This window comes from Brevundimonas mediterranea (assembly GCF_014196125.1).
GTDB classification, from domain to species: Bacteria; Pseudomonadota; Alphaproteobacteria; order Caulobacterales; family Caulobacteraceae; genus Brevundimonas; species Brevundimonas mediterranea.
Genome location: NZ_JACIDA010000002.1, coordinates 24,886 through 42,138, shown reverse-complemented (window position 1 = coordinate 42,138; position 17,253 = coordinate 24,886). Strand labels below are relative to the sequence as shown.

17 protein-coding genes are annotated in these 17,253 nt (G+C 68.6%); 13 read left to right on the top strand and 4 right to left on the bottom strand.

Going from position 1 to position 17,253, the window contains the following annotated elements:
- Nucleotides 1-22: 22 nt before the first annotated feature.
- On the bottom strand, nt 23-664 hold the full coding sequence (locus GGR11_RS09130) for a YoaK family protein (protein ID WP_183196473.1): 642 nt from the start codon (nt 662-664) through the stop codon (nt 23-25).
- Nucleotides 661-1,701, bottom strand: coding sequence for a cupin domain-containing protein (locus GGR11_RS09125; protein ID WP_183196472.1), 1,041 nt, complete (start codon nt 1,699-1,701; stop codon nt 661-663). The genes GGR11_RS09130 and GGR11_RS09125 overlap by 4 nt, the downstream gene beginning before the upstream one ends.
- Nucleotides 1,702-1,881: 180 nt before the next feature.
- Here GGR11_RS09125 and GGR11_RS09120 point away from each other — a divergent pair, with 180 nt between their 5' ends.
- Nucleotides 1,882-4,353, top strand: a complete 2,472-nt coding sequence (locus GGR11_RS09120) for an alpha/beta hydrolase family protein (protein ID WP_246331750.1) — start codon at nt 1,882-1,884, stop codon at nt 4,351-4,353.
- Nucleotides 4,354-4,357: 4 nt separating this feature from the next.
- Here GGR11_RS09120 and GGR11_RS09115 read toward each other — a convergent pair whose 3' ends face one another.
- Nucleotides 4,358-4,954 carry a hypothetical protein gene (locus tag GGR11_RS09115; protein ID WP_183196471.1) on the bottom strand — a complete coding sequence of 199 codons (597 nt, stop codon included), beginning with the start codon at nt 4,952-4,954 and terminating at the stop codon, nt 4,358-4,360.
- Nucleotides 4,955-5,033: 79 nt separating this feature from the next.
- Nucleotides 5,034-6,164, bottom strand: coding sequence for a zinc-dependent alcohol dehydrogenase family protein (locus tag GGR11_RS09110; protein ID WP_183196470.1), 1,131 nt, complete (start codon nt 6,162-6,164; stop codon nt 5,034-5,036).
- A 112-nt stretch (nt 6,165-6,276) separates the two neighbouring features.
- On the opposite strand from GGR11_RS09110, the gene GGR11_RS09105 reads away from it, so the two are divergent.
- From GGR11_RS09105 to ybgC, 12 genes are all read left to right on the top strand, one after another.
- Nucleotides 6,277-6,711 carry an acyl-CoA thioesterase gene (locus GGR11_RS09105; protein WP_183196469.1) on the top strand — a complete coding sequence of 145 codons (435 nt, stop codon included), beginning with the start codon at nt 6,277-6,279 and terminating at the stop codon, nt 6,709-6,711.
- 102 nt (nt 6,712-6,813) lie between these two features.
- Nucleotides 6,814-7,125: a hypothetical protein gene (locus tag GGR11_RS09100; protein ID WP_183196468.1), complete on the top strand. Its 312-nt coding sequence runs from the start codon at nt 6,814-6,816 to the stop codon at nt 7,123-7,125.
- Between the two features lie 107 nt (nt 7,126-7,232).
- Nucleotides 7,233-9,182, top strand: coding sequence for a cellulase family glycosylhydrolase (locus tag GGR11_RS09095; protein ID WP_246331748.1), 1,950 nt, complete (start codon nt 7,233-7,235; stop codon nt 9,180-9,182).
- A 164-nt stretch (nt 9,183-9,346) separates the two neighbouring features.
- On the top strand, nt 9,347-10,120 hold the full coding sequence (locus GGR11_RS09090) for a YebC/PmpR family DNA-binding transcriptional regulator (RefSeq protein WP_183196467.1): 774 nt from the start codon (nt 9,347-9,349) through the stop codon (nt 10,118-10,120).
- A gap of 155 nt (nt 10,121-10,275) precedes the next feature.
- Nucleotides 10,276-11,619: a hypothetical protein gene (locus GGR11_RS09085; RefSeq protein ID WP_183196466.1), complete on the top strand. Its 1,344-nt coding sequence runs from the start codon at nt 10,276-10,278 to the stop codon at nt 11,617-11,619.
- 140 nt (nt 11,620-11,759) lie between these two features.
- Complete coding sequence (locus GGR11_RS09080) at nt 11,760-12,278, top strand: hemerythrin domain-containing protein (protein WP_183196465.1); 519 nt, start codon at nt 11,760-11,762, stop codon at nt 12,276-12,278.
- A 79-nt stretch (nt 12,279-12,357) separates the two neighbouring features.
- On the top strand, nt 12,358-12,876 hold the full coding sequence (ruvC, locus tag GGR11_RS09075) for a crossover junction endodeoxyribonuclease RuvC (protein WP_183196464.1): 519 nt from the start codon (nt 12,358-12,360) through the stop codon (nt 12,874-12,876).
- On the top strand, nt 12,873-13,490 hold the full coding sequence (ruvA, locus tag GGR11_RS09070; RefSeq protein WP_183196463.1) for a Holliday junction branch migration protein RuvA: 618 nt from the start codon (nt 12,873-12,875) through the stop codon (nt 13,488-13,490). Before ruvC ends, ruvA begins: the two co-directional genes overlap by 4 nt.
- 202 nt (nt 13,491-13,692) lie before the next feature.
- On the top strand, nt 13,693-14,730 hold the full coding sequence (ruvB, locus tag GGR11_RS09065; RefSeq protein WP_183196462.1) for a Holliday junction branch migration DNA helicase RuvB: 1,038 nt from the start codon (nt 13,693-13,695) through the stop codon (nt 14,728-14,730).
- A gap of 203 nt (nt 14,731-14,933) precedes the next feature.
- Complete coding sequence (locus tag GGR11_RS09060; RefSeq protein ID WP_183196461.1) at nt 14,934-16,400, top strand: alpha/beta hydrolase; 1,467 nt, start codon at nt 14,934-14,936, stop codon at nt 16,398-16,400.
- Complete coding sequence (locus GGR11_RS09055) at nt 16,397-16,768, top strand: hypothetical protein (protein ID WP_183196460.1); 372 nt, start codon at nt 16,397-16,399, stop codon at nt 16,766-16,768. The genes GGR11_RS09060 and GGR11_RS09055 overlap by 4 nt, the downstream gene beginning before the upstream one ends.
- 9 nt (nt 16,769-16,777) lie before the next feature.
- Complete coding sequence (ybgC, locus tag GGR11_RS09050) at nt 16,778-17,236, top strand: tol-pal system-associated acyl-CoA thioesterase (protein WP_183196459.1); 459 nt, start codon at nt 16,778-16,780, stop codon at nt 17,234-17,236.
- The last annotated feature ends 17 nt before the right edge of the window (nt 17,237-17,253 follow it).

Genomic DNA, 17,253 nt, shown 5'->3' with positions numbered 1-17,253 from the left:
TTCATGCTGCGCCCGCCCACGCCTAACGCCGCGCGCCGAGGACGCAGCCGACCAGGATCAGCGTCGGGGCGACAGGGGCCAGGGCGGGGGCGGCGTACATCAGGGCGGCGCCGAGCAGGGCGCCGGCGGGGAGGGCGATAACGATGAGCAGGCGGAGCCCGCGCTCGCCGGGGACGCCGTCGGCGAGGTCCTGCATCAGGCCGGTCATGGCGCCGGTGGCGAAGGTGGTGGAGATGCTGCGGTCGGCGCCCATGCGTTTGGCGGCGACGGTCTGGAGCGCCATGGCGATGCAGGACAGGGCGATCAGAACCAGGATGATCGGCAGGGTCTTGGTCTGGCGCGACGCCAGCCACAGGGCGGCGGTCAGGGCCTGAAACCCCGCTGCGCCGACGAGCGGGCCGAAGCCGGCGCGGGCGTCCGATGGGACGCGGGTCAGACGAAAGCCGACATAGAGGGCCAGGGCGAAGACCAGAACAGCCCCGCCGGCGCCGATCAGGGTGGCGGCGAAATGGACGCGCTGGAACAGGCCGACCAGGATCAGATTGCCGGTCATATTGGCCGTGAAGACGCCGTTCAGGGCCAGGAAGGCGAAGGCGTCGGTCGCCCCGGCCGCGAAGGACAGGGCGACCAGGAGGCCGGGCAGGGGATGGCCGGTCCGGCTCAAACGACCGGGTCCAGCGGATTGATCCGGCGCACGATCAGCGGATCGACCGTGGTCAGGGGAATGTCCGGCGCCTCGGCCCGACCCAATGTGGCGGCCAGGGTGTCGGGCAGCAGGGCCGAGGCGGCCAGGCGATAGCCGATGTCGCCGGGCGTCGGCTGGTCGAAGAAGATCAGGAAGTGGATCTTGTCGCTCAGCACCTCGATCTGGTGCGGATAGGCGCGGGGGATGAAATAGACGTCGCCGGCCTGGAGCAGATAGGTGTCCAGCGAGCCGTCGGGGTCGAGAATGGACATGCGGGCGCGACCCTCGGCCACATAGCCCATCTCGGCCGTGGTGGGGTGCCAGTGAGGCTCGCGCATGCCGTCGTCGGGCACCTTGATCGAGTACATCGAGATGTTCTTGAGCGTCGGCCAGAACTGGGTGCGCGAGACGCGGGCCTGGCCGTAGGGGAAGTTGATCGGCGGGCTTTCGGCCTCGATGTCGAACCGGTGGGGATCGGCGAAGGCGGCGTCGCGCGGGACATAGGCGGGGCCGGGGCGGCGGATCAGATAGGGCGAGCCCAGGTCGCGGTCGCGCTGGGCGAAGGCGGCGGCGGGCCGGTCGTAGGTATTGCCCAGGACCGCGTCGGTCATGGCCCCCATGGAGGCATGGAAGGAGAAATCCTCGGGGCGTTCGTGGCTGAAGGCGATGATCAGTTCGGCGTCCGTGTCGCCGACGTTTTCGATGGCGTGCAGCGCGCCGTTGTCGATGAAGAACATCTGGCCCGGCGTGGCGGTGAAGCGCGACACGACATGGCCGTTGTCGACCACGGTCAGCAGCAACTTGCCGGCGACGCAATAGCCCAGTTCGTTGGCGTTGACGTGCCAGTGGGGTTCACGAATGGCGCCCGGCGCGAGCTGCAGCCGCTTGATCGACAGGCCTTTCAGCAGGGGAAAATCGTCGCCGTTCAGGCGGCGGATCTGACCCAGGTCGCTGTCGTGGACCACGGGGGCGGTCAGCAGGGAGCGGACGTGGCGGGAGGCGTGGGGCTGGGACATGGGACGGCTCGACGATCTGCGCCATGGAGCGGCGACGCCCTGACCCTAGGCCCGGACGAGAGGGGGGATCGTGGACGGAACGACCGTTGGAATTTGATCGGTTCTGCTCGGAGGCTCGAGGCTGGCGTCGGGCGGCCAGGGCGCCCTAGGGTGTCGGCTGTCTTTCCGTGGGGTTCCAAAATGATGTCTTCGCACCGCATTCGGTCGTCGTTCGCCGCTGTCCTGCTCGCCACGACGGCGATGGCCCTGCCGATGGCGGCCGTCGCCCAAACAGCGGCGCCGGCGGTCTCGGTTTATCAGCAGCCGCCGGCCCCCATCGCGGACATACTGGACGCCAAGCCGACGCCGTCGCCGATGTTGAGCCCGGATCGCAAGACCCTGGTGCTGCTGGACCGGTCGAACCTGCCCAGCATCAAGGCCCTGGCCGAGCCGATGCTGCGGCTGGCGGGCGCGCGGATCAATCCGCGCAACAATGGGATGGCGGAAAGCCGGGTGTCCTGGCTGACGGGGCTGAGCCTTCAGGCGGTGGACGGGGGACCGGCGCGGGTCGTGGCCCTGCCGGCCGAGGCGCGGTTTACAGCGCCGCGGTTCTCGCCGGATGCGAAATCCCTGGCCCTGGTGCTGGACCGGCCGACGGGGCTGGAGCTGTGGATCGTGGATGTGGCGACGGCGCGGGCGCGCAAACTGACCGAGCCGGTGGTCAATATGACGGGCGGATCCGGCTATGAATGGCTGCCCGATAGTTCGGGTCTGCTGGTCGAGGCGGTGCCGGCCGGACGGGGGCCGGCGCCCGATGTGACGGCGGCGCCGACGGGGCCGAACATCGAGGAGACGGCCGGGCGGGTGGCGCCGGTGCGGACCTATCAGGACCTGCTGTCGAACCCCGGCGACGAGGCCCTGTTCGACCATTATTTCACCTCGCAGCTGACCCTGGTTCCGCTGAACGGCCGTGCACGGACGATCGGGGCGCCGGCGATCTATCTGGACAGCGCGGTGTCGCCGGATGGGAAATACATCCTGCATGAGATCGCCAAGCGGCCCTATTCCTATGTGGTGCCGGACGACCTGTTCCCGACCGAGATCGTGGTGACGGATCTGAATGGGCGGGTGGTGCGCACCGTCGCCGACCTGCCGCTGCGCGACGACGTGCCGACCGCCTTCGACGCCGTGGCGCCGGGGCCGCGTTCGGTGGGCTGGCGGGCTGATGCGCCGGCGACCCTGACCTGGGTCGAGGCTCTGGACGGCGGCGACCTCAAGCGCGAGGCCGAGTTCAGGGACCGGGTCTTCATGCAGGCGGCGCCGTTCACGGACGAGCCGGTCAAGCTGATCGACCTGAAGGAACGGTTCGGCGGGATCGTGTGGGGCAGGGACGACCTGGCTGTCGTGAACAGCCGCTGGTTCAACACCCGGCACGAGACGCGGTTCGTGGTCGATCCGTCGAACCCCGGCGAGGGTCGGGTGCTGCTGGAGCGGAACTATCAGGCCCGCTACGACAATCCGGGCCAGCCGGTGACCCAGCCGAATGCGGCGGGCCGGTCGGTGATCCGGTTCGATCCGCAGGGGCGGATCCTGATGTCGGGCGCCGGGGCGACGCCGCAGGGCGAGTTCCCCTTCCTGGCCGCCATGGACCCGGCGACGGGGCGCAGCGAGCGGCTGTGGACCTCGGCCGATACGGATTACGAGGCGGTGGTCGGCTTCCTGGATGCGGACGGCAAGCGGGTGGTGACGCAGCGCGAGACGCGGCTGGATCCGCCGAACCTGCAGATCCGCGACCTGACGACGGGCCAGACGACGCAACTGACCCAGTTCCCCGATCCGGCGCCGCAGCTGGCCGGGGCGACGCGGCAGCTGGTGACCTATGAACGGGCCGACGGGGTCAAGCTGTCGGGGACCCTGTATCTGCCGGCCGGCTACGACAAGGACCGCGACGGGCCGTTGCCGATGCTGATGTGGGCCTATCCGGCCGAGTTCACCGATGCGGCGGTGGCGGGCCAGACGGTGGATGTGCAGAACCGGTTCGTACGGCCGGGCGGGTCCAGCCACCTGTTCCTGCTGACGCAAGGGTATGCGATCTTCGACAATCCCTCCATGCCCATCATCGGCAAGGACGGGGCCGAGCCGAACGACACCTATGTCGAACAACTGGTCGCCGACGCGAAAGCCGCGGTCGACGCGGTGGTCGGCATGGGGGTGGCGGATCGCGACCGGATCGCTGTCGGGGGCCACAGCTACGGCGCCTTCATGACCGCCAACCTGCTGGCGCACAGCGACCTGTTCCGCACCGGGATCGCGCGGTCCGGCGCCTATAACCGCACCCTGACCCCGTTCGGCTTCCAGTCGGAGCAGCGCAACTATTGGGAGGCGACGGAGATCTATACCGAGATGTCGCCCTTCACCTATGCGAACAGGCTGAACGAGCCGATCCTGCTGATCCACGGCGAGGCGGACGACAACTCGGGCACCTTCCCGGTCCAGTCCGAGCGCTTCTATGCCGCGCTGAAGGGGCTGGGGGCGACGGCGCGCTACGTCACCCTGCCGATGGAGGCGCACGGCTATCGCGCACGGGAATCGGTGGGCCATACGCTTTGGGAGATGACCCGCTGGATGGACCAGTATGTGACGAACGCACCGCCCAAGTCGGCGGCGAACTAAGGGCTCAGGGTTTCGCCGCAGCCGCCTCGGCCGCGGCGTTGACGGCGGCGAGGCGGGCGTCCTGCTCGGACTGGGGCGGGACGCCGAAGACGGTGCGCAGGCTGTCGGGGACCAGGGCGCGGTCGTAGGGCTCGAGGGTGGCCGGGGCGTCGCGGGTCTTTCGGGTCTGGGTGCCGTAGATCTGGGGCTTGTCAGTCATCTGCAGATAGCGGTCCAGGGTGGCGGCGGCGATCCAGGCGCCTTCGGGCGAGCCTTTGGAGACGGCGGCGACGGCCAGGCTATGGGCCAGCAGATAGTCTTCGGGCGTAGAGCCGTGCTGGAAGACGAAGGCGGCGGCGCGATAGTCCTCGCCCGTCTGAAGGGCGCCGGCGTCCAGCAGGGCGCGGGTCTGGACACGCCGCGCGGCGTCGCCATTGATCATCTCGGTGACGAGGGCGCGGTCCTTGAAGAAGTCCGGGGTCAGGTTCTGGCGTACGGCCTGGTCGGCGGCGAAGATGGCCGCCATTTCGGCATTGTCCTTAACCGGCGCCTGCTGGGCGAAGACCGGCGTGCCGACGGACAGGACGATGGCCGTGACGGCGGCGGCGCAGGACAGACGCATGAAGAATCTCCGCTGAAACTTGAGCGGATATTGATGAGAGTGTTTGGGGCCGAATCCGGGCGATTTGATTAAGGTGCTGTCAGGGTCTGACGATCAGCCGCACCACCTCGCCGGCGTGCAGGCGGTCGAAGCCGGCGTTGATGTCGTCCAGCGGGATGACGCCGCTCATCAGTCGGTCCACCGGCAGCCGGCCCTGGCGGTAGAGGCCGACGTAGCGGGGGATGTCGCGGCTGGGCACGCAGGTTCCGATGTAGGAGCCCTTCAGGGTGCGCTCCTCGCCGACCAGGGAGACGATGTTGACGGCGAGCGCCGCCTCGGGCGGGGGCAGGCCGGCGGTGACGGTGGTTCCGCCGCGCCGGGTCATCCGCCAGGCGGCGTCGAGGGCGCGGGCCGAGCCGGCGATCTCAAAAGCGAAGTCGGCGCCGCCCTTGGTCAGGGCGCGGACCTGATCGACCGCATCGGGATCGGCGCCGTTGACGGTCTGGACCGGGCCGAGGGTGCGGGCCAGGGCCAGTTTGTCCTCCGACAGATCGACGGCGACGACCGGCGAGGCGCCGGAGGCGAGGGCGCCCAGGACGCTGGACAGGCCGACGCCGCCCAGGCCGATGACCACGACACTCTGGCCCGCCTTCACCTGGGCGGTGTTCACCACGGCGCCGACGCCGGTCAGGACGGCGCAGCCGAACAGGGCCGCCTCCTCGAACGACAGCTCGGGGTCGATCCTGACCAGGGAGCGGCGCGAGACGACGGCGCGCTCGGCGAAGGCCGAGCAGCCGAGGTGGTGGTTGATGGGGCCGCCTTCGCGGAAGAGGCGACGGGCGCCGGACAGCAGCTCGCCCCTGCCGTTGGCGGCGGCGCCCGGCTCGCACAGGGCGGGGCGGCCGCCGGCGCACGGGTCGCAATGGCCGCATGACGGCATGAAGACCATCACGACGTGGTCGCCGATGCTGAGGTCCGTGACGCCGTCGCCCAGGGCCTCGACCACGCCTGCGGCCTCATGCCCCAGGGCCATGGGCAGGGGGCGGGGACGGTCGCCGTTGATGACGCTGAGGTCCGAGTGGCACAGGCCGGCGGCCTTGATGGCGACCAGAACCTCGCCGGGGCCGGGCGGGTCCAATGTGACCGTCTCGACGGAGAGGGGCCTGCTGTCGCGGTAGGGGTGCGCGGCGCCCATGGCGGAAAGGACGGCGGCGCGGGTGGTGATGCTCATGGGTCAAGCCTTCGTCATCGATGCGCTATCGATAGGCGCTTGACGCAGGGGCGTCCAAGTCCGAGCGTCGCATCGAGAGCGACGCCGAATGTCGCCCAGGAGGAAGACCACAATGCCGAAGACGGAACTGGGCCCCTTGGCCGAACGCGCGACCTACAAGGCGTTTCACATGGTCTCGACGCGCTGGGCCGACAACGACCAGTACGGCCATATCAACAACGCCAAATTCTACGAGTTCGTGGACTCTGCGGTGAACGCCCATCTGATGATCGCCAATGCGCTGGACGAATCCATCGGCCTGGTGGTGGACAGCGGCTGCAAATACACCTCGGCGCTGAAATTTCCCGATGTGATCGAGGTCGGGATCAAGGTGGACCGGATCGGCACCTCCAGCGTCAGCTATGGCTTCGCCGTGTTCAAGCGCAGCGCCGACGTGCCCGCCGCCGTCGGCCATTTCGTCCACGTCTATGTCGACGCCGAGACGCGCCGGCCCAAGCCCCTGCCGGCCAAGCTGAGGGCGGTGGTGGAGAACCTGAAGGCGGGGTGAGGGAAGGGGCGGTGTCCTGGGGCGGGGAGCGGCTTTCGGCGCAAGTGTCGATGACCGCCTTCGACCCATTGCGGACATTACGGTGGAGCGTAGACTTTACGGATGAACGCACTTCGATATGTCCGAGCGCCTTGGCCGGAGCCTGAGGCCCACCAAGGCGAGCCCATATGGCTGCTCTATGAGATCGATGATGTGGCAGATGCGGTCACCCGCACTGTCGACCTTTTTGCCGACGGCACAGCGACCAGAAACAGCATCGAAATCGAGGAGCGGAATGGCCAGCCTTGCCCTTCCCTCATTGACACTTCTCTGGCTGATGGCTTCGAAGGCGTCGATCTCGAAGTTGTATCAGGCGAGGACTTTGCGTCAGCCTGGGCAAAGGGAACGGACAAGCCGTTCTGGAATGTCCGCTAACCACCCCTCGCAGACATTCCTGGCGTCTCCTCAAGGCGGCATCGCTCACCCTAGCCATCGTGCGCTCCCTGTGAGAACGTTCCCAAAAAGGAGCGTGGAGGAACGCCATGAAGACGGGATGGATCGCGGCCCTGGCCGTTACAGCGGCGCTGTGCGCGCCCTGTGGGGCCGAGGCGCAGACGGGCGGCTTCCTGCGAGCCGAGGGGACGCGGATCGTCGATGAGGCGGGCGAGCCGGTCATCCTGCGCGGCATGGGGCTGGGCGGCTGGGTGCTGCAGGAAGGCTATATGCTGCAGTTGGGCGCGCTCGGTCCGCAGCATGTGATCCGGGCGCGGATCGTTGACCTGATCGGCGAGGAGAAAACTGAAGGCTTCTACGCCGCCTGGCGCGCCAATCACACGACCAAGGCCGACATCGACGCCATGGGGCGGTGGGGCTTCAACTCGGTGCGGCTGCCGATGCACTACGACCGGCTGACCCTGCCGGTCGATCAGGAGCCGGTTCAGGGCCAGGACACCTGGAAGGAAGACGGCTTCGCCGAGATCGACGCCTTGCTGGCCTGGGTCAAGGCCAATGGGATGTATCTGATCCTGGACTTGCACGCCGCGCCGGGCGGGCAGGGCAGCGACCTGGCCATCTCGGACCGCGATCCGTCCAAGCCCTCGCTGTGGGACAGCGCGGAGAATCGTCGCAAGACCGTGGCCCTGTGGCGCAGACTGGCCGAACGTTATGCCGACGAGCCGGCCATCGGCGCCTATGACCTGATCAACGAACCCAACTGGGACTTCGAAAAGCCCGGCGGCGGCCACGGCTGCGAAGAGACGACCAACGCTCCGCTGCGGTCGCTGATGATGGAGATCACGGCGGCGATCCGCGAGGTCGATCCGCGGCACATGATCATCATTGAGGGCAATTGCTGGGGCAACAACTATCGCGGCGTCACGCCCCTGTGGGACGACAATACCGCGATCAGCTTCCATAAATACTGGAACGCGACGGACCGGGCCTCGATCGCCGACATCCTGCGGCTGAGGGACGAGACCAACGCGCCCGTGTGGCTGGGCGAATCCGGCGAGAACTCCAACACCTGGTTCACCGAGACCATCGCCCTGGTCGAGGGCGAGGGGATCGGCTGGGCCTTCTGGCCGCTGAAGAAGATCGGCTTCAACCAGCCGCTGGAGATCACACCCAATCCCGGCTGGGCGCGGCTGGTCGCCTATCTGACGGGCAAGGGGCCGCGCCCGTCAGCGGCGGAGGCGCAAGAGACGCTGATGCGGCTGGCGATCCACGACATCCGGTTCGAGAACACGATCGAACATCGCGACGTGATCGACGCCATGCTGCGCCAGCCCCATTCGGACGCGGCGGTCCCGTTCGTCGCGCATCGGGTCGGTGAAGAAGGCGGCGTGATCCGGGCGGCCGACTATGACCTGGGTCGGTCGGGCGTGGCCTGGTCGGACGTCTATGAGGCCGACACCGACGGGCCGGGCGAGCGCGTGCCCTGGTGGAACACCGGCCGGACCTGGCGCAACGACGGGGTGGACATCGCTGTGGTCGAGGGGGAGCCGCTCGTCGTCGAGTTCGAGACGGGGGAGTGGCTGCGCTACACCCTGACGGCGGAGACGGCGGGGAACCGCGTCCTGACGGTGGTCGGCGCGGGCGGCCGGGTGTCGGTGACGCTTAACGGCGGGGCGGCGGTTTCGGTCGATCTGCCGACGGGCGAGAAATGGGGCGAGGCCGTGACAGGCGCTCTGCCCTTTATGGAGGGCGTCAACACTCTGGTGCTGAAGGCCGAGGATTGCCCAGCATGTCGGGTGATGGAAATGCGGGTCGCTCATCCCCGCTTTCGCGGGGATGAGCGGTATCTGATAACCGATCAATCCTCCAGCCGGCCCGTCAGGAACAGCACGCCCACAGCCGTCAGGGCGCCCAGGGCGAAGGCGGTGAGGATCGAGCCGGTGGCGACGGCGGTGGAGACGGTGACGGGGCGGGTCTCGTACCATTCGACGATGTCGGCCTCGTGCAGGTCGTCGTCGGCGCGGCCCTCGGCCTCATAGATGTCGGCGGTGTTCATCGGGGGCTCCATAGCAGCGTCCCGGATCAATACGCCCAAACGGTCGAGGTTCCACCCCAGAAGCTCATCACGCCCGTACATCGTGACAGCCCGCCGCGCATCGGCTAGGAGGCGCGGCTCAGGTTTCAGACTCTCGAAGACGATCCCATGGCCGGCCACTCGAAATTCAAGAACATCATGCACCGCAAGGGGCGCGCCGATGCGGTGCGTTCCAAGCTGTTCTCCAAATTGTCGCGCGACATCACGGTGGCGGCCAAGTCGGGCCTGCCCGATCCGGCGGCCAACCCGCGCCTGCGCCTGGCGGTCAACAACGCAAAGGCCGAAAGCCTGCCCAAGGACGTGATCCAGCGGGCCATCAACAAGGCCTCGGGCGGTGACGTCGATACGATGGAAGAGGTCCGCTACGAGGGCCGGGGCCCCGGCGGCGTCGGCATCATCGTCGAGGCCCTGACCGACAACCGCAATCGCGCGGCGTCCAACATCGGCGCGGCCTTCAAGAAGAATGGCGGCGCGCTGAGCGAGATGAACTCGGTCGCCTTCATGTGGGATAAGGTCGGCCAGATCATCTACAAGGCCGAGGCCGGGACCGAGGACGAGGTCATGGAAGCCGCCATCGAGGCCGGCGCCCAGGACGTCGAGAGCGATCTGGTCAAGCCCGACATCTACGAGGACGCGCCGGGCCACACGATCTGGACCGCCTTCGAGGACCTGAACGAGGTGGCCGAGGCCATGTCCAAGGTGCTGGGGGATCCCAAGTCGACCGCCATCGTCTGGAAGCCCCAGTCGGAAGTGACCGTGACGGGCGAGGCTGTCGGCACCCTGTTCAAGCTGCTGGACGCCCTGGACGCCGAGGACGATGTGCAGAACGTCTATTCGAACGAGGACGTCTCGGACGAGGATGCGGCCAAGTACGCCGGATAATACGTAGACGCGCTGATCGACGAACGGAGGTCTCGACACTTCCGTAACGCGCGATTAACCTCTTGTTCAAGGACGGTGAGCGGTTCGATTCGCCTCTGGAGGGCAGGGATCGAGGTCGCCCACCGCGATGCGGGCATACGACGCGGGGCGCGACCATGAAGCTGACCAGAATCGATCGCGTGCTGTCACGCGGCAAGCCTGAACAGGCCAAGGACGAAGCGGTCGTGCCCGGGCGGTCCGAGCAGGACGTCGCAGGCCTGATCGGCGAGCGGTTCGAGACCATCCAGGACAGTCTGGACCAGCTGTCGGAGATGGCGCAGCGGTTCGGCACCTTCGAGACCCTGCTGGGGCAACTGCGGGATCCGCTGGAAGCCGAGTTCCGCTCGCGCCGCGACAACCACGTCGAACTGGTCAATCTGCGCAACGCCAACAGCGCGGCGATGAAACAGGCCAGCCTGCTGACCACCGAGGTCCGCAAGCTGTCGGACGCCCTGGCCGAGTCCGAGGCCAAGGCCGACGACCTGGCGGCGCGCGGCGGCGAGACCACGGTCAATCTGCAGGAGGCCCGGGTCGAGCTGGGCCGGCTGCGCAATGAACTGGCCCAGGCGTCGACGCGGCTGGAAGGTCTTGAGACGGTCGAGCGCGCCTCCGCCCAGCGGATTCGCGAACTGGAGCAGGACCAGGAGTCGCTGCGCAACCAGTTGAAACAGGCCGAGGTCGCCCGTTCGGAGTCCGACACCACGCGCGGTCAGGTCCAACGCGATCTGGCCCTGGTGCTGGAAGAGAACACCGCCCTGCGCCGTCGCGTGGACGAGGTCGGGACCGAGGTGGCGGGTCTGGCCCGCGCCGCAGCCGCCGGCGAAGGCCAGCTGGCCACCGAACGCGCCCGCGCCGCCTCAGAACAGGCCGAAGCCGCCCGTTCGATCCGCTCGCTGGAAAGCCAGGTCGAATCGGCCCGCGCCGAGATCGCCGCCCTGACCGCCCGACTGGACACCGCCACGGCGCGCGCCAACGGGCTGGAGGTGCTGAACAGCGAACAGGCCTCGCGCCTGAACGAGTTGCAGACCGGCGGCCACGCCGTCGAACGGCGCGCCGACACGCTGCAGGTCGCCCTGGACCGGGCGGTCGAACGGGTGCGCACGCTGGAAACCGAAACCGAGGACGCGCGTCAGCGTCAGGCGGCCATGGAGGTCGCCCGCGTCGCCGCCGTCGATCGCGCCGAGGCCCTGACCAAGGCGGCCATGGCCCACGACAAGGCCATCGCCCGCGCCGAGGAGCGGATGGTGAAGCTGCAGTCCAAGCTGGCCGCCGCCCAGGACGAGCACGAGGCCCGGGTCCAGACCCTGAGCCAGCAGATCAGCGCCCTGCGCGAAGATCTGGAAAGCGCCCGCGCCGAGGGGGCCATGTCGGCCGCCGCCCTGGACGCCGCCCGTCGCGGCCGTGGCGGCCGGGCGACCATCGCGGACGCCGCCGCCCAGCTGCAGGCCATCGTAGGCTGATACGGGTCGGCTGACGGTCCCGGCGCGGAACCTGCGCCGGTGAACGGGATTAAGGCGGGGACCGCGAGACCCGCCGATCCCGGCGGCCGCCCCGCCAGCCGGGGCGGATGGCGTCCGGGTCGCAGAGACGACGACCGCCCATGGACATCACCCAGCTGATCCTCGACGACCACGCCGAACAACGCCGGCTGTTCTCGATCATCGAACAGATCGAGCCGAAGGACGTCGATGCCCTGAGCGCGGTCTGGCTGAGGCTGTCGGCCTTTCTGGACGTCCACGCCGAGGCCGAGGAACGGTTCTTCTATCCCGACCTGATGAAGCTGGGCGAGGGCGCCAACGACGCCGATGAGGGCACGGTCGAGGGCGAGACCGAGGACGCCATCGAGGATCACAACAAGCTGCGCGACGCGGTCAAGGCCGTGGAGGCGCACGCCGTCGGCAGCCCCGCCTGGTTCGCGGCGGTGGGCGAGGCCAATGTGGTCAACTCCAAACATATGGGCGAGGAGGAGCGGCAGGGCCTGACCGACTTTCGCCTGAACGCCGACGTGGCGACGCGGCACGCTCTGGCGGTGCGGTTCGCGGCCTTCGAGGCCGAGCACATCACCGGGGTCAAGCCGGTGAACAAGGACCCGGAAGCCTATGTCGAGGCGCACGGCTAAGGCCTGATCGTCGGGTTTCGACCTGAGAGGTCAAGCTGTTCATTGCCCGATAACCCTCTTTGCGGCATGAGGGGAACGGATGGCGAACGAACCTGTCAGAATCATCGGGCTGGACCCGGGTCTGCGACGCACCGGCTGGGGGGTGATCGTCTCGGACGGCGCACGTCTGAGGTGGGTGGCGCACGGGGTGGTGGCCCCGCCGGAGGCCGCGCCCTTTTCCGAACGCCTGCTGTTCCTGTTCGAGGCCCTGGGGACGATCTGCGCCGACCACGGCTGCGAAGAGGCGGCGGTGGAAGAGGTGTTCGTCAATGTGAACCCGTCCTCGACCCTGAAGCTGGGCCATGCGCGGGCGGCGGTGATGTTGGCGCCGGCCAAGCTGGGGCTGACGGTGGCGGAATATTCGCCGAACCTGATCAAGAAGGCCGTGGTCGGGGCGGGCCATGCGGACAAGAGCCAGATCGCCTTCATGATCAAACGGCTGCTGCCGACGGCGGGCGACGTGAAGGCGGATGCGGCGGACGCCCTGGCCGTGGCGGTCACCCATGCACAGCTGAGAAAACGGTCCTTGCTTGAAGCCATGCACCGGGGCGCGGCATGATCGGGCGTCTGAGAGGGGTGCTGGCCGAGGTCGGGGAGGCGGACTGCCTGATCGACTGCGCCGGGGTGGGCTATGTCGTGTCGTGCGGGGCGCGGACCCTGGGACGGCTGCCGGCGCCGGGCGACGAGGCCACGGTGCATGTTCATTCGCAGTGGAGCGAGGACGCGGGGCCGCGTCTGTATGGATTTCTGACGCGCGACGAACGGCGGGCCTTCACCACCCTGTTGGCCATTCAGGGCGTGGGGCCCAAGGCGGCCTTGGCGGTGCTGGACGTGCTGCCGCCGGGCGAACTGGCGGGCGCGGTGGCGCGCGAGGACAAGGCGGCGGTGGCGCGGGCCAATGGGGTGGGCCCCAAGCTGGCGCTGCGGATCGTCACCGAGCTGAAGGGCAAGCCTCTGGGCGACGTCAGCTTCGCGCCGACGGCGCCGGGCGTTCATGTCGAGATTGCGCCGCCCCCGCCGTCCCTGACCGGCGAGGCGGTGTCGGCCCTGCTGGGGCTGGGCGTGGCCGAGGTCAATGCGCGCCGGGCGGTGGATCAGGCCCTGATCCGGCTGGGCGAGGAGGCCGAACTGCCGGCGGTGATCCGCGCGGCCCTGCAGGAGTTGGGGCGGTGAGGGGGGAACTCTTCTCAGGGATCGTGACTTCAGGGCGAGGCCGGGCGGCCGCGGTCGTTCGTGCGCCTGAATGTCGAAATGGATTTGATAATGAACAAGAAATTGCAAACCGTACTGGTCTTCGTCGTCGGCCTTGTCGCGATGGTGATCGGCTATGTCGTCTTGAAGGGGCTGTAAGCCTGTCGCGTCGGGGGGCGGTTCAATGAGCGATGACAGACTGGTCGCCGCCGACGCCGCCCCCGGCGAAGCCTATGACCGTGCGCTGCGTCCCCAGACCCTATCCGAGTTCGTCGGTCAGTCTCAGGCCAAGGGCAATCTGAAGGTCTTCATCGACGCCGCGCGCGGCCGGTCCGAGGCGCTGGATCATGTGCTGCTGTTCGGGCCGCCGGGACTGGGCAAGACCACGCTGGCGCAGATCGTGGCGCGCGAGTTGGGGGTTGGGTTCCGGGCGACCTCGGGCCCGATCCTGGCCAAGGCGGGGGATCTGGCGGCGATCCTGACCAATCTGGAGCCGCGCGATGTGTTGTTCATCGACGAGATCCATCGACTGAGCCCGAACGTCGAGGAGATCCTGTATCCGGCCATGGAGGACCATGTGCTGGACCTGATCATCGGCGAGGGGCCGTCGGCGCGCTCGGTGCGGATCGACCTGGCGCCCTTCACCCTGGTCGGGGCGACGACGCGGGCGGGGCTGCTGGCCACGCCGCTGCGGGACCGGTTCGGGATTCCGTTGCGGCTGGAGTTCTACACCGCCGACGAACTGACGGCGGTGGTGCGGGGCACGGCGCGCAAGATGGGCGCGGCCATCGATGAGGGCGGCGCGCGCGAGATCGCGTCGCGAGCGCGGGGCACGCCCCGGATCGCCGGGCGTCTGTTGCGCCGGGTGCGCGACTTCGCCTCGGCGGACGGCGCCGAGACCATCTCGAAACTGGTTGCGGCCAAGGCCCTGGCGCGGCTGGAGGTCGACGAGGCCGGGCTGGACAGTCTGGACCGGCGCTTCCTGAAGGCCCTGATCGAGAACTACGGCGGCGGGCCGGTGGGGATGGACACCCTTGCCGCCGCGATCGCCGAGGCGCGTGATGCGGTCGAGGACGTGATCGAACCCTATCTGCTGCAACAGGGTTTCATCATGCGCACGCCGCGCGGCCGCATGGCCTGCGCCAAGGCCTATGCGCACCTGGGCCTGAGCGCACCGCCGCCCCCCGCCGCCGGACCTGTGCCGGGCGACCTGTTTGAATGAAGATTGCGTTCGATCCGGGCAAGGATGCGAGCGAATCATTCGCGCCTTCGCGGAAGAGGGCGCGGAGTGACGCGAGCGCATGGTCGATGCGCTGACGGAAGCGGCGCGCAAGAAGCACGCCGCTTGAACGGGGCCTGATCTCCAATAGGCGGTTGCCAAGAAGGGCGGGCGGAGGTTTGCTGTCGGTGAACCGGAGCCGTCACATGATCCTGCGCACCCTGGCTGTCCTGGCGGCCGTCTCAGGCCTGACGGCCCTGGCCCCGCCAGCAAAGGCTGCGGCGCCCGTGTTCACGGATGCCCCCTGTCCGACCGACTGGCCCACCGGCGTGCGCGAGGTGCGGTGCGGGACCCTGAGCGTGGAAGAGGCGCGCGACGGCTCGACCGACCGCCGGATCGGGGTGGCGGTGGTGATCCTCAAGGCCAGCACGCCCTACAAGGACGCCTTGGGCCAGGCCCTGCCGCCCATGGTGATGTTCCACGGCGGACCCGGCGGGGCGCTGACGTCGGGGGCGGGAAACATCCTGCGCGCCCTGTCGCGGCGTCCGGACCTGATGGCGGTCGATCAGGACGTGATCCTGTTCGATCAGCGCGGGGGCGGCGAGAGCGATCCGTCGATGGATTGTCCCGGCGTCGAACTGACCGACGCGGGGCCGCCGTCCGATGCGGATCGCGACGGGCTGATCGCCTGTCTGAAATCCTATCAGGCCAAGGGGGTCGATCTGCGCTGGTACAACGCCGCCGCCATCGCGGACGACGTGCGCGACATGACCCAGGCGCTGGGGTTGAGCAAGATCGACCTGTGGGGCGGCTCCTACGGCCCACGCATCGAGGCCGCCGTCATCACCCATCAGCCGCAGATCGTCCGCGCTGCGGTGATGGACAGTCCCTGGCCGCCCGAAGGCAACTGGGCCGTGGGGACGCCGGAACAGGTGTCGACGGCGGTGCGGCTGATCCTGGCCAAGTGCGCCGCCCAGGCTGAGTGCGCTGCGCGGCATCCGGACCTTCAGGCGCGGTTCGAGACCGCGGCGCGGCGTTGGCTGGCGGGACCGGTGACGGGCAAGGACGGACAGACCTTTACGGTCGACGACCTGTCGGCCTTCCTGATGGACACGACCTACAGCGGCCGAGGCGTGCGGCGTCTGCCCGCCGATCTGGAGAAGATCATCGCCGACGATCTGACCCCTGTGGCCGAGATCGCGGAGAACCGCGACTATTATTTCGAAGGCCAGCACATGGCCCACCTGTGCAAGGAGGAGCTGCCGTTCGAGTCCAGGGCGCGGCTGGCGGCGGGCGCCGCCGGCGATCCGGTGGCGGAGGTGCTGGTCCCGTCGCTGTCGCGCCTTTTCGACGTCTGCGCGGCCGTGGACGTGGGGGCGGCCGATCCGGTGGAGAACCTGCCGGTCAAGACCGACATCCCGACCCTGTTCGTCGCCGCCGAGATCGATCCGGGCTGCCCGCCTGCCCTGACCGAGGCCGCCGCCAAGGGCTATGCAAACAGCCAGGTGGTGATCGTCACGAACGCCACCCATGGCGTGATCAACGCCAGCGCCTGCACCCGCTGCATGGCGCGCGACTTCCTGCGCGATCCGTCCGCGCAGGTGGATCGCACCTGCCTGCCGGCGGCGAATACGCCGCTGGATTTCATTGAGGACGACGCTCCGGCCGGATGATGCGACGCCGAATCCAGACCCACGAGACCTGGTTTGTCGTTGCGGCGGCGGTCGCCCTGATCGCCGCCGCCGTGGGCGTGTGGGCCATGACGCACGGGACGCGGGTCGCGCCGCCCGAGCCTGCGTCCCAGCGCGCGGTGCGGCAGATCCGCGAACAACTGGGGCGCGACGCCGAGCTGCGCTATTCCGAGGTCGGCCAGAGACGGGCGGTGTGCGGCTATGTGGGGCGGACGCGGGGCGGGCAGGCGGTGGGCTTCGTGTCCCTGACCAGCCGCATCCTGTTCAGCGACGATCCGCTGCCGACCGAGTTCCGCGACATGCGCGAACGCTATTGTCCCGGCTTCCTGACCCGGCCGCCGACGGGCTAGACTGGGGCCATGACCGATCTTCCCACCGCCGGGCGCTTTGACGGACGCGATCATCTGCTGCCGGTGCGCGTCTATTACGAGGACACGGATTTCACCGGTCTGGTCTATCACGCCAACTATGTCCGCTATTTCGAGCGGGGGCGGTCGGACTTCCTGCGGGCCATCGGCGTGGGCCATTCGGACCTGCTGGAGGCGGACCCGCCCCTGGCCTTCGTCGTCGCCGAACTGAATATCAAATATCTGAAGCCGGCGCGGATCGACGACGCCCTGGTGGTGCGGACCCTGTACGAAGCGGTGAAGGGCGTGCGGCTGATCATCCGCCAGACGGTGGAGCGGGCGGGCGAGGTGCTGTGCCGGGCCGAGGTGACGGCGGTCTGCATACATCTGGACGGACGGCCGCGCCGGCCCACCAGGGCGCTGGTCGAAAAGGTCACGCCCTGGCTGGCAAGCGGCGGCGACGGCGACTAGACTCAGGCGAACCGGGG